Here is a 13,778-nt window from a genome sequence, read left to right on the forward strand (position 1 = left end):
TCATAAATTTTACTAGACAAGCTAGGAAAGGGTGGAACCATGAAACGAAGCAGATATGCAGGAACGATTACCGTCATTCAGCTTGGCACAGTGATTAAAACCGTAATTTTTATCGTGGTGCTGTTGATATTTATTTTCTCATTGAGCGGTCTTTTAACTTCGATTAAGCCAAAATATAGGCTAACTTCGGATTCTGTTAATTCCGCTGCTACGCAGTTCTCCGGAGAACTTCTGTATGCCTTGCTTAGCAGGGAGAATCACTACTTTGCCAAGTCATTGCCAAAGGACAAGAATGCCCCTTCACTGGCCGGAGAGATCTTCAAGCTGTCTACAAACATATCTTTTGATGACCCGAGGAGCCTTCTTGGCCGGGAATTGCCAGGGTTCTTTGCTTACGATAACGAGATTCTCATTGCAGGAGAAGGAACAAACTATACGAATATGCCCTATGAATCTGCTCCGCCCGAAACAAACGGAAAGGAAGCACCTGTTCATAATGTAGAAACTATAAAGGAAGAGCCGAAAGAAGAGAGCCCGGTAAAGCCTCCATTGACTACGAATGGAAAAAAAGTCGTGTACGTTTATAACACACATACGAGAGAATCATATCTTCCATATCTTAAAGGTGTAACCAACCCAGACCTTGCCTACAGTTCCCAAGTAAATGTGACAAGGCTTTCAGTAAGGTTGCAATCATCCCTTGAAAAAAAAGGGATCGGCACCTCTGTAAGCACTACCGATGTAATGGGTTTATTGGATAAAAAAAATAAAGAGTTCTGGCAGTCCTATGAGGAATCCCGTCCAGTAGTTCAGGAAGCAATGGCAAAGAACCGCGATATAAGCTATCTGATTGATATTCATAGAGATGCCAGCCGGAAAAAACAGACTACGGTCACTATAAAAGGGAAAACGTATGCTAAGCTAGCATTTGTCGTGGGCGGTGACAATGCGAACTACCAGAAGAATTTTGCACTTGCAGAAAAACTACAAAAAGCGCTTGATCAGAAATACCCTAAATTAAGCAGGGGTGTATTTAAGAAACAGGGCAGCGGCAATAATGGGAAATATAATCAGGATCTCTCGGGTAATGCCTTATTAATTGAGGCGGGTGGAGTCGATAATACATTCGAGGAACTCTATGCCTCGATCGATGCATTTGCAGACGTCTTCAGCAGCATCTACTGGAACGCAAACGAAGTAAGCACACCTGCTTCTCCTAAAAAAGCACAATAACCACCAGATTGTAAGAGGAGGAGAAAAGATGGTTAGGTTCACATTCAAATTTCTACTATTAGTAATGGTTTTATTCTTCGGTGTCTTGCTCGGGATGCAGCATGCAAACCAGTCGATGAAAAAAATGAAGGGATTCGATGATCCTGCGCTTTACAGTGCCTTTTCTGTAAATGAAACAGCACAAGGGCAAAAAGAAGCTTCTATACTTGGAGGAAAAGTAACAAGCCATGACCTCCAGGAAAAAAAACAGCAGCTAGAAGACATGAAAGCCTATAACTTTTTCTCCCAGACAGGAAAAAAAGTATCGCAGGGGATTGCGTCCGGGTTTAGTACCTTGATGAATAAAATAGCTGAATAGAAATCGTCCGCCCAATAATTTATTGGGCGTTCTTTGTTGAGTGAACAGATGGGAGACAATGTCAGGCCGGGCGGGACTTTTAAAATTAGGGGATTATTGGGTGGAGCATGTTTAGTGAAGTGCTGTCGGGCTTAGCTTGCCTTCAGACTAGTTAGTAATTTCATAGTAATAGCTTAAAGCGAGGGTCCCAGCCGTATTCTTTCTGGTTCGCCGTGCTGTAAGTTGTGTAAAATCCTCATAACCGCCATAGAATTCTAATAAACGTTACCAATCCCCATACATTCTGATTTACCCCTCATAAAAGTCACTTTACCCCTCTTAAAATTGGATTTACCCCTCATAAAAATTAACTTACCCCTCATAAGTGCTGAAAGGAAACACTTCATCATTGAATTTATAAATAAAATCGGTGTAGCAGGCACCGCTTTCCTGATGTCCAGCTGCGAACTGCGGCCCTAGATTCATAAGCCAAGGCGGCCATGGGGCGGAGTGCGCTCTCACGGCCGCCGCGTCTTATTCTTGTCGGGCCGCTGCCTTTCAATAAGGTTCAGAAGGCTGCTTAATTTCTAGGATCATAGCCATTCTGAACTTATTATTTTTGAAAGGCACCGTTCTCCGCTTTTCCTTTGTCCGGCTCCAAGCTGATACCCTATAGTCATAAGCCAGACAGTCCATGGGAAGAAAAAGCGCTTCCCATAGCCTGCTCGTCTTATGCCGTCTGGGTATCTGCCTTTCAATTAAATTTGTATGAATACACACTTGTATTTCATAGTTCTCTAAAGAAGTGTTCGGGGAAAGGCACCGCTTTCCGCTTTTCCTGTTGTCCAGCTGCGAACTGCGGCCCTCGAGTCATAAGCCAAGGCGGCCATGGGAAGGAGTGCGCTTCCCACGGCCGCCTCGTCTTATGCTTGTCGGGCCGCAGCCTTTAATTATGGTTAGAAGGCTGCTTAATTTCTATATCATAGCCATTCTGAACTAATTATTTTTGAAAGGCACCGTTCTCCGCTTTTCCTCTGTCCGGCTCCAAGCTGATACCCTATAGTCATAAGCCAAACAGTCCATGGGAAGAAAAAACGCTTCCCATAGCCTGCTCGTCTTATGCCGTCTGGGTATCTGCCTTTCAATTAAATTTGTATGAATACACACTTGTATTTCATAGTTCTCTAAAGAAGTGTTCGGGGAAAGGCACCGCTTTCCGCCTTTCCTGTTGTCCAGCTGCGAACTGCGGCCCTCGAGTCATAAGCCAAGGCGGCCATGGGAAGGAGTGCGCTTCCCACGGCCGCCTCGTCTTATGCTTGTCGGGCCGCAGCCTTTAATTATGGTTAGAAGGCTGCTTAATTTCTATATCATAGCCATTCTGATCTAATTATTTTTGAAAGGCACCGTTCTCCGCTTTTCCTTGTATCTTGTATTTCCGCCTGTTATAATGAAAAATAGTGTATTTCTGTCGATTAACAGGAGTGAAAGTGATGAACAGAGAAGAAAAGCTGAAAAGACAATCTAAGATACGTAACTTTTCCATCATTGCTCACATTGACCATGGGAAATCTACTTTGGCTGACCGCATTTTGGAGAAGACGAATGCGTTGACTTCACGTGAAATGAAGGATCAGCTGTTGGATTCCATGGATCTAGAGCGTGAGCGTGGGATAACGATTAAATTAAACGCAGTACAGCTTAATTATAAAGCGAAGGATGGGGAAGTTTATACTTTCCACCTGATTGATACCCCGGGGCACGTGGATTTCACGTATGAAGTATCCAGAAGCCTTGCTGCCTGTGAAGGAGCTATTCTGGTTGTTGATGCAGCGCAGGGAATTGAAGCACAAACGTTAGCGAATGTTTATTTGGCGCTTGATAATGATCTGGAAATCGTTCCAGTTATCAATAAAATAGACCTGCCAAGTGCGGACCCTGAGCGCGTAAGGGGAGAAATTGAAGATGTAATCGGACTGGATGCGTCTGAGGCGGTTCTTGCTTCAGCGAAAGCCGGTATTGGTATTGAGGATATTCTAGAGCAGATTGTAGAAAAGGTACCTGCTCCGGAAGGCGATCCGGATGCACCATTAAAAGCATTGATCTTTGACTCTTTATATGATCCGTATCGCGGTGTAGTAACTTATATAAGGGTGGTTGAAGGAACGGTTAAAGTCGGTGATAAGGTAAGAATGATGGCGACCGGAAAAGAATTTGAAGTAACGGAAATTGGGGTTTCCACACCTAAGGCAACTCCTCGTGAGGAATTAACAGTAGGTGACGTAGGTTATTTGGCTGCCTCCATCAAGAATGTGGGAGATACCCGTGTTGGGGATACGATCACGTTTGCGAAAAATGGTGCTTCAGAACCTCTTCCTGGTTACCGAAAGCTGAATCCGATGGTGTATTGTGGTCTTTATCCGATTGATTCTGCTAGATTCAACGATTTGCGCGATGCACTTGAAAAACTGGAGCTTAATGACTCTGCGCTTCAGTTTGAAGCGGAAACTTCCCAGGCATTGGGCTTTGGATTCCGCTGCGGTTTCTTAGGGCTTCTTCATATGGAGATCATTCAGGAGCGTATTGAACGTGAATTCAAAATTGATCTAATAACGACTGCTCCAAGTGTTATTTATCATGTTGTCATGACGGATGGAACACAGATTAATGTTGATAACCCTTCCGCTATGCCGGATCCGCAAAAAATACAGCAGATTGAAGAACCATATGTCAAAGCAAGCATGATGGCTCCAAAAGATTACGTAGGTGCAATCATGGAGCTTTGCCAGGTTAAGCGCGGCGATTTTTTGAACATGGAATATCTGGATGAAAACCGCGTAAGCATCGTATATGAAATCCCGTTATCGGAAATTGTCTATGATTTCTTCGATCAGCTGAAATCCAGTACAAAAGGGTATGCTTCCTTCGATTATGAATTAATTGGCTACAAAGAATCCAAGCTGGTTAAAATGGATATCCTGCTTAACGCTGAAACGGTTGATGCCCTCAGCTTTATTGTCCACCGCGATTTTGCTTATGAACGCGGAAAAGTGATTGTAGACAAGCTGAAAACCTTAATTCCGAGACAGCAATTTGAGGTGCCGATCCAGGCAGCGATCGGACAGAAAATTATTGCTCGTTCAACGATCAGTGCTATGCGTAAGAACGTATTAGCAAAATGTTACGGCGGAGATATCTCGCGTAAACGTAAACTTCTTGAAAAACAAAAAGAAGGTAAAAAGCGAATGAAGTCTGTAGGATCTGTAGAAGTCCCACAAGAGGCTTTCATGGCTGTGTTGAAAATGGATGACAGCGGCACTTCAAAGAAATAAAACTTTAGCGGAGGTTAGTGGGCTTGCCCATCTAGCCTCTTTTTACTATCACATATAAAAGGATGTGGGAAAAACATGATTTCTTCGGCATATATACACATTCCTTTTTGCGAACATATCTGCCATTACTGCGATTTTAATAAGGTATTCTTGAAAAACCAGCCGGTAGAGGAGTATCTTCGTTTGCTAAAAAAGGAGATGGAACTAACATTAGAACAATACAAAACGGACCAGCTAAAAACTATTTTTGTTGGCGGCGGAACCCCTACTGCTTTAAATGAACAACAGCTGGAACAATTATGCCTGTCTATAAATGAGACACTCCCATTTGAACGTGAAAATGTAGAATATTCATTTGAAGCCAATCCGGGGGATCTTTCTGCTGAAAAGCTTGCCATACTGAAGGAGTACGGGGTGAACAGGCTCAGCTTTGGTGTTCAAAGTTTCAATGATGAACTTCTTAAGAAAATTGGCAGGGCTCACAGGGCTGCGGATGTATTTACTACAATAGATAAAGCCAGGGAAGCAGGCTTTGAGAATATCAGCATCGATCTCATATATGCTTTGCCGGGCCAGACACTCGAAGATTTCCGTGATACCCTGAAAACGGCCATGTCCCTCGAGCTTCCTCATTTTTCAGGATATTCATTGATTATCGAGCCGAAAACTGTTTTCTATAATCTGCTGCAAAAAGGAAGACTTACACTCCCGCCTGAGGAATCGGAAGCCGCCATGTTTGAAATGCTGATGGAACAGATGGAGCTGCACGGATATTCTCAATATGAAATAAGCAATTTTGCTAAACCGGGCTATGAAAGCAAGCATAACCTGACATACTGGAATAATGAGAACTATTATGGTTTTGGTGCAGGCGCTCACAGTTATTTAGCTGATAAAAGAAGAGCGAACCACGGACCTCTGAAAAAATACTTCGCTCCCTTGTTAGAGGGGAATCTGCCTGTAATTGAAGAAAATACAGTGACGGTGACAGAACAGATGGAAGAAGAGATGTTTTTGGGATTAAGGAAGACAAAAGGTGTATCTGTAAGCGGGTTTCAAAGCAAGTTCCAACGTCCTTTAATGGAAGTATTCGGGGAAGAAATAAAACGGGAAATGGAATTAGGGAGATTAGTCCTTGAAGAAGATTTTCTTAAGCTGTCGAAACAAGGGAAATTCCTTGGAAATGAAGTGTTTCAATCATTTCTAAAATGATTAAATCTAAAACGTTGACATCATTTCTATGATTTGATAATTTATTATTTAGAATTAGCACTCAATAACAAAGAGTGCTAACAGGGGTGATCAAGATGTTAACGGATCGTCAGTTATTAATACTTCAAGTTATTATAGATGACTTTATCCGGTCTGCTCAGCCAGTGGGATCCCGCAGTCTTGCTAAAAAAAGAAGAAATCAGTTTTAGCTCAGCGACTATCCGGAACGAAATGGCTGACCTGGAGGATTTGGGTTTTTTAGAAAAAACACATACGTCGTCAGGAAGAGTACCCTCCGAAAAGGGATATAGATACTATGTGGATCACTTGTTATCACCACACACTTTAAAAATTCATGATATTGAGCTGGTAAAATCAGTTTTTGCCGAAAAAATCTACGAGCTGGAAAAGATTGTCCAAAAATCAGCGAAGATACTTTCGGATCTTACGAGTTACACAACGATTGTTTTAGGTCCTGGGGTGTTAGAAAATAAGCTTCGCCGGCTCCAGATTGTTCCTTTAAATAAAGAAACGGCAATCGCCATCATTGTGACTGACACCGGCCATGTTGAAAATAAAACGATCACTATCCCGCCTTCAGTGGATGTGAACGAAATTGAAAAAATGGTTAACATCCTGAACGAACAATTAATTGGTGTTCCACTTGTTGAACTGACGGATAAAATATACCGGGAAGTGGCTGTATTACTAAGCCGGCATATAAAAAGCTATGACGACGTGATCAACATATTGGGTCAATCTTTGAGGGTTCCAGGCCATGAAAAAGTGTTCTTTGGCGGTAAAACGAATATGCTTCAGCAGCCGGAGTTCCATGATATCGAGAAAATTAGAACTCTTTTATCGATGATTGACCATGAACAAGGCATGTACGACTTATTAGACAAATCCCCGGCGGGAATTCATGTGAAAATCGGCCGGGAGAACCAGAATAGTGCCATGGAGAATTGCAGCCTGATTACCGCTTCATATTCTATAGGCGAGGAAAAGGTTGGAACGATTGCTATCTTAGGTCCTACTAGGATGCAGTATTCCCGGGTAATAAGTCTGCTGGATTTATTTTCGCATGATTTGTCTTCTGTTTTAACTAGATTGTATCAGAACAAATAGCGGTGGTTATATTGGTTAATGGCGGCAAAAAGGTCCGCAGCAAAGCTCTTGGTTTATAATCAAAGTGACCGGGTCTGGTTCGTATCGATATGAACTGGCCCCTTTGATTGTATATAATCATAGATATGTTAATCTTGTAGGGAGGTGAAATCCATGACAGAAGAACAGAAAAATACAAAACAAGAAGATGTCATTGAAACAGATGCGGTTGACCAGACAGAAGTGATCTTTGACGAAGTATCTGAAGAGCCGGCACAGCCGGAAACTGAGGCGCCGCAAGATGAATTAACTGCAGCTCAAGAGAAAATAAGCGAGCTTGAAGCTAAAATAGACGAAATGGATAATCGTTACCTTCGTTTACAGGCGGATTTCGATAATTCAAGAAGGCGTGCACGTCTTGATATAGAAGCGGCACACAAGTATAGAGCACAGAACTTGGTTACTGATCTGCTGCCAGCATTGGACAATCTAGAAAGAGCTATGAGCGTTGAGGCAGACAATGATCAGACTAAAACTCTCCTGCAGGGGATGCAGATGATTCATAATGGCCTGCTCGAATCTTTGAAAAAAGAAGGCGTCGAGGTCATCGAAGCTGTAGGCAAAGAGTTCGATCCCCATATTCACCAGGCAGTCATGCAGGTGGAGGATCCAGGCTTTGAATCAAACATTGTGGTTGAAGAATTCCAGAAAGGGTATATGCTGAAAGACCGAGTTATACGCCCTTCTATGGTAAAAGTAAATCAATAATTCAAGCTACATAAATTTCAGGGAGGAAGTTAGACATGAGCAAAATTATCGGAATTGACTTAGGAACAACAAACTCATGTGTTTCCGTACTAGAAGGCGGAGAACCAAAAGTTATACCAAATCCAGAAGGAAATCGTACTACACCTTCTGTAGTGGCATTCAAAAACGGTGAGCGCCAGGTGGGCGAAGTGGCAAAACGCCAGTCCATCACAAACCCTAACACCATTATTTCTATTAAGCGTCATATGGGTACTTCACATAAAGAAGTAATTGAAGGCAAGGAATATTCTCCTCAAGAAGTTTCTGCTATCATTCTTCAATATTTAAAATCATATGCAGAAGATTATCTTGGCGAAAAAGTTACAAAAGCTGTTATCACAGTCCCAGCTTATTTTAACGATGCTGAAAGACAAGCAACTAAAGACGCTGGACAGATTGCCGGCTTAGATGTTGAACGTATTATTAACGAACCTACTGCAGCAGCACTTGCATACGGTTTAGATAAGATGGATGAAGATCAGACTATCCTTGTTTTTGACCTTGGCGGCGGAACATTCGACGTTTCCATTCTTGAACTTGGTGATGGAGTGTTTGAAGTTAAGGCAACTGCCGGAGATAATAAGCTTGGTGGAGACGACTTTGACCAAGTGATCATTGATTATTTAGTAGAGCAATTCAGAAAAGAAAACGGAATTGATCTTTCTAAAGATAAAATGGCTCTTCAGCGCTTAAAGGATGCTGCAGAAAAAGCGAAGAAGGATCTTTCTGGTGTTACTTCTACCCAGATTTCACTTCCGTTCATTACTGCTGGAGAAGCTGGCCCGCTTCACTTAGAGGTAACTCTATCCCGTGCGAAGTTTGATGAAATTTCAGCAAACCTTGTTGAGCGCACTATGGGTCCGACTCGTCAGGCATTAAAAGATGCTGGCCTGACCCCTGCTGAAATCGATAAAGTTATCCTTGTCGGTGGATCTACGCGAATCCCAGCAGTACAGGAAGCTATCCGTAAAGCAATCGGCAAAGAGCCTAGCAAAGGTGTTAACCCGGATGAAGTAGTAGCTATGGGTGCTGCAATCCAGGGTGGAGTATTAACAGGAGATGTGAAGGATGTAGTTCTTCTTGACGTAACTCCATTATCACTTGGTATCGAAACTATGGGCGGTGTATTTACAAAGTTAATTGATAGAAACACAACCATCCCAACAAGTAAGTCTCAAGTGTTCTCTACTGCAGCTGACAGCCAGACTGCTGTAGACATTCACGTGCTTCAAGGTGAACGCCCAATGGCAAGTGATAATAAAACACTTGGCCGCTTCCAGTTGAGCGATATCCCGCCAGCTCCACGCGGAGTGCCTCAGATTGAAGTATCATTTGATATTGATAAAAACGGTATTGTGAGCGTCCGTGCTAAAGACCTTGGTACAAATAAAGAACAAACCATCACAATTAAATCTTCTTCAGGTCTTTCAGATGATGAAATCCAGCGTATGGTACGCGAAGCTGAAGAAAATGCTGATGCAGACAAACAGCGTAAAGAGGAAGTTGAATTACGCAATGAAGCTGACCAGCTAGTATTCCAAACGGAAAAAACAGTAAAAGATTTAGAAGGAAAAGTAGATGAAGCTGAGGTAGCTAAAGCAACAGAAGCCAAAGATGCCCTAAAAGCTGCGATCGAAAAGAACGATCTAACTGAAATCCGCGAGAAAAAGGATGCCCTTCAGGAAATCGTTCAAAATCTAACTGTTAAATTATATGAAGAGGCTGCAAAAGCTCAGCAAGCTCAAGGAGAAGGCGGCGAGCCGAAAGACGATGACAACATCGTTGATGCAGAATTTACTGAAGTAAAAGACGATAAATAATAAAACTCTTTGTAAAAAAGTCAAAGTCAGGTTATCTTGACTTTGGCTTTTTTTTCGGATTGACTCTCAGCTTTTTAAACGCGGGTGGACCTCGGCCTTAGGGCGCAAAACCGTGGGTAAAAGGTTACAAAGTGAATGTACCGGTGCTGCTTTTGGCCTTCTCGAAACAAGCCTGGCTTGAATAAGTTACTCGTGAAGCAATATAAGGTGCCGCAGAGAATCATAATTCAGCTGAAGAAAGTCCTTTATACGAGTGATGAAAGACAAAAACCAGTGAAAGAGCTGGAGAAAAGTCCTTCATACGGGTGATGAAGGACAAAAGCCAGTAAAAGAGCTGGAGAAAAGTCCTTCATACAGGTGATGAAGGACAAAAAATAGTAAAAGAGCTGGAGAAAAGTCCTTCATACGGGTGATGAAGGACAAAAGCTAGTAAAAGAGCTGGAGAAAAGTCCTTCATGCGGGTGATGAAGGACGAAAGTTGGTAGAAGAGCTGGATAAAAGTCCATCATACGGTTGATGAAGGACAAAAGTTGGTAAAAGAGCTGGAGAAAAGTCCTTCATACGGGTGATGAAGGACAAAAGCCAGTAAAAGAGCTGGAGAAAAGTCCTTCATACGGTTGATGAAGGACAAAAATTAGTAAAAGAGCTGGAGAAAAGTCCATCATACGGTTGATGAAGGACAAAAACCAGTAAAAGAGCTGGGGAAAAGTGTATGATCGGGTATCTGCTCTAACTCCGGCGCCTAGACCCTCGAGACACAAGCCAATCAGTCCATGGGAAGAAAATCGCTTCCCACGGCCTGCTCGTCTTGTGCTAATCGGCGGCCTGCAGGATGCAGGTCAGAAGGGCGTTGCCACAGGACGTGGCGATTTTAGCCGTTCAACGTTACTGGCAAGGCGCTTCCGTTTTTCGTTATTGCACTGTAGTCCGTTGGAGTGATAAAATTATCTTTATGTGAATGAATCTGGAGTGAATCTAAAATGAGTAAACGTGATTATTATGAAGTACTCGGGGTGGGTAAAACTGCCTCGAAGGACGAAATAAAAAAAGCGTATCGGAAGCTTTCTAAGAAGTATCATCCTGATATTAATAAGGAAGCAGATGCGGCTGATAAGTTTAAGGAAATTAAGGAAGCTTATGAAGTATTGAGTGACGATCAAACGAAGGCTCATTATGACCAGTTTGGGCATACAGATCCAAATATGGGCGGTGGATTTGGCGGGGCTGATTTTGGTGGTTTTGGCGGATTTGATGATATCTTCAGCACGTTCTTTGGCGGCGGAGGACGCAGAAGAGATCCAAATGCACCACGCCAGGGAGCGGACCTTCAATATACAATGACTCTTAAATTTGAAGAGGCTGTATTTGGCAAGGAGACCGATATTGAAATCCCTCGTGATGAAGAATGTGAAACTTGTTTTGGAACAGGCGCTAAGCCGGGAACGAAGCCTGAAACTTGTTCCCATTGTAATGGATCTGGCCAGCTGAATGTTGAACAGAATACTCCGTTTGGCAGAATTGTTAATCGAAGAGTGTGTAACCATTGTCAGGGAACAGGGAAAATCATACCACACAAATGTTCTACCTGCGGCGGTGATGGAACGGTTACCAAACGGAAGAAAATTCATGTCACCATTCCAGCCGGAATTGATGACGGGCAGCAGCTGCGTGTTTCAGGCCAAGGAGAACCTGGTATAAATGGGGGGCCTCCTGGAGATTTATATATTGTGTTCCACGTAAGATCTCATGAATTTTTTAAACGTAATGGAGACGATATCCATTGTGAAATGCCGATCACAGTTGTTCAGGCTGCTTTAGGTGATGAGATTCTAGTGCCTACCTTACACGGAAAAGTTAACTTGAAAGTCCCGACAGGTACTCAGAATGGGAAAACATTCCGTCTTAAAGGAAAAGGTGTGGCTAACGTACGAGGGTATGGCCAGGGCGATCAGCACATTACCATAAGAGTGGTCACTCCAACAAAACTTACCGAAAAGCAGAAACACCTGCTGAGGGAGTTTGCAGAATTAAGCGGCCAAAATACCCCTGATGAACAGGAAGAAAGTTTTTTTGCTAAAGTGAAGCGTGCCATTAAGGGAGATTAATTTTTTATATAGGAGCTGGTAGTAAACATGAAGTGGTCCGAAATCGCAATTCATACAACAAACGAAGCGGTGGAGCCTGTCTCTAATATCCTGCACGAGGCAGGGGCAAGCGGCGTAGTTATTGAAGATCCTGCTGAATTATATAAAGAGCGAGAGGACAGATTCGGTGAAATCTACCAGCTCAATAAAGATGATTATCCTGAAGAAGGTGTCATAGTAAAAGCATATTTACCCGTTAATAGCTTTCTGGGTGAGACCGTTGATGAAATCAAGGAAGCAATAAATAGTTTATTGCTCTACGACATCGACCTTGGGAGAAATCATGTTTCCATCAGTGAAGTGAACGAGGAAGAATGGGCAACCGCCTGGAAAAAATATTATAATCCCGTCAAGATTTCTGAAAGATTCACGATTGTACCGACGTGGGAGGATTATACTCCCGTACACACAGATGAATTGATTATCGAACTTGACCCGGGAATGGCTTTTGGTACTGGCACGCATCCGACCACTGTCATGTGTATCCAGGCGTTGGAGCGGACTGTTAAGAGCGGGGACATAGTCGTAGATGTGGGTACAGGTTCAGGCGTGCTGAGCATCGCTGCCGCCATGCTGGGAGCTAAGTCAGTACAGGCGCTGGATCTTGATGAAGTAGCCGTCCAGTCGGCGAAATTAAATGTTAAGTTGAACAAAGTTCAAGATGTAGTCTCTGTGAGCCAGAATAATCTGCTTGATGGTGTTCAAGACCAGGCAGATGTGGTTGTGGCAAATATTCTTGCAGAAGTTATCATCCGTTTCGCGAAAGATGTTACAAAAGTACTTAAACCTAATGGCTGCTTTATTGCTTCCGGCATCATCAAGCAGAAAAAGGAAGAAGTCAAAGAAGAATTAATTTCGTGCGGTTTTGAAATTAAGGAAACCATATTGATGGAAGACTGGGTTGCGATTATCGCCCAAAAACAATAAAGGATGAAAAGACCAAGGGGGAGCAGAATTTGATCCCTCCTTTCTTTATTTTGCCGAGTCCAGTATAGTGATAATACGCTATCTTACCTGCGGAGAGAGGTTTTAATTCATGCAGCGCTACTTTATTTCAAAAGAGAGCATCGAAGGTTCTTTAGTCACTATAACAGGAGATGACTTTCATCATCTTGCAAATGTAATGAGGTCAAAACCGGGAGATCATATCTTGTGTGTTGTCCCACAGGAAAAAACGGCCTTGGTTGAAATTACAGAAATTACTAATGAAGCCATCCATGCTAACGTAATAAAATGGATGGATGAAAGTAAGGAAATGCCTATAAAAGTTACGATAGCCAGCGGTCTGCCAAAAGGGGATAAGTTAGACTATATTATCCAAAAAGGTACAGAACTTGGTGCAGCCGGATTTATCCCTTTTATTGCAGCTCGCTCCATTGTAAAATGGGATGAGAAAAAAGCAGCCAAGAAAACCGAGAGACTGCAGAAGATTGCTAAAGAAGCGGCTGAACAGTCTCATCGGGGAATAGTGCCATCCATAGCCAACCCTGTTAGAATCAATGAACTAATTAAGCTTTCAGATGAATATAAATACAAACTCATTGCTTATGAGGAAGATGCAAAGCTTGGCGAGGCAAGCCAGTTTGCCGGGATTCTCAAAGAAGTAAGAAATGGGGAATCCGTATTATTTGTTTTCGGACCCGAGGGCGGTCTTTCTTCAGACGAAATAGAAAAATTTAAGGAAAACGGATTTGTTTCATGCGGGCTGGGTCCCAGGATCTTAAGAACCGAAACTGCACCGCTATATGCGCTGTCCGCGATTTCCTATCATACTGAATTATTGAGGTGA

General features: G+C 42.8%; 9 protein-coding genes and 1 pseudogene. All 10 read left to right on the plus strand.

Annotated features, from left to right (window positions below):
- Positions 1 to 39: 39 nt before the first annotated feature.
- The 10 genes and pseudogenes from spoIIP to CUU66_RS05240 all read left to right on the plus strand — a co-directional run bounded on the left by spoIIP (position 40) and on the right by CUU66_RS05240 (position 13,778).
- Complete coding sequence (spoIIP, locus tag CUU66_RS05195) at positions 40 to 1,233, plus strand: stage II sporulation protein P (protein ID WP_101640610.1); 1,194 nt, start codon at positions 40 to 42, stop codon at positions 1,231 to 1,233.
- Between the two features lie 28 nt (positions 1,234 to 1,261).
- On the plus strand, positions 1,262 to 1,591 hold the full coding sequence (locus tag CUU66_RS05200; RefSeq protein ID WP_101640611.1) for a YqxA family protein: 330 nt from the start codon (positions 1,262 to 1,264) through the stop codon (positions 1,589 to 1,591).
- Positions 1,592 to 3,060: 1,469 nt separating this feature from the next.
- Positions 3,061 to 4,899 (plus strand): translation elongation factor 4, encoded by a 1,839-nt coding sequence (lepA, locus tag CUU66_RS05205; protein WP_101640612.1) that lies wholly within the window; start codon positions 3,061 to 3,063, stop codon positions 4,897 to 4,899.
- A 75-nt stretch (positions 4,900 to 4,974) separates the two neighbouring features.
- Entirely contained in the window at positions 4,975 to 6,111 is a 1,137-nt protein-coding gene (gene hemW / locus CUU66_RS05210; protein ID WP_101640613.1) for a radical SAM family heme chaperone HemW, read from the plus strand.
- 95 nt (positions 6,112 to 6,206) lie between these two features.
- Positions 6,207 to 7,239: pseudogene (hrcA, locus tag CUU66_RS05215) on the plus strand (heat-inducible transcriptional repressor HrcA).
- 153 nt (positions 7,240 to 7,392) lie between these two features.
- Positions 7,393 to 7,986, plus strand: coding sequence for a nucleotide exchange factor GrpE (gene grpE / locus CUU66_RS05220; protein ID WP_101640614.1), 594 nt, complete (start codon positions 7,393 to 7,395; stop codon positions 7,984 to 7,986).
- 35 nt (positions 7,987 to 8,021) lie between these two features.
- The gene (gene dnaK / locus CUU66_RS05225; RefSeq protein ID WP_101640615.1) at positions 8,022 to 9,845 is read left to right on the plus strand and encodes a molecular chaperone DnaK; all 1,824 of its coding nucleotides are present in this window, start codon (positions 8,022 to 8,024) and stop codon (positions 9,843 to 9,845) included.
- 980 nt (positions 9,846 to 10,825) lie between these two features.
- On the plus strand, positions 10,826 to 11,950 hold the full coding sequence (gene dnaJ, locus CUU66_RS05230; RefSeq protein WP_101640616.1) for a molecular chaperone DnaJ: 1,125 nt from the start codon (positions 10,826 to 10,828) through the stop codon (positions 11,948 to 11,950).
- A gap of 27 nt (positions 11,951 to 11,977) precedes the next feature.
- Positions 11,978 to 12,916: a 50S ribosomal protein L11 methyltransferase gene (gene prmA, locus CUU66_RS05235; RefSeq protein ID WP_101640617.1), complete on the plus strand. Its 939-nt coding sequence runs from the start codon at positions 11,978 to 11,980 to the stop codon at positions 12,914 to 12,916.
- Positions 12,917 to 13,025: 109 nt separating this feature from the next.
- Positions 13,026 to 13,778: a 16S rRNA (uracil(1498)-N(3))-methyltransferase gene (locus tag CUU66_RS05240; protein WP_101640618.1), complete on the plus strand. Its 753-nt coding sequence runs from the start codon at positions 13,026 to 13,028 to the stop codon at positions 13,776 to 13,778.

It is taken from the genome of Peribacillus deserti, from assembly GCF_002863585.1.
GTDB lineage: Bacteria > Bacillota > Bacilli > Bacillales > DSM-1321 > Paraperibacillus > Paraperibacillus deserti_A.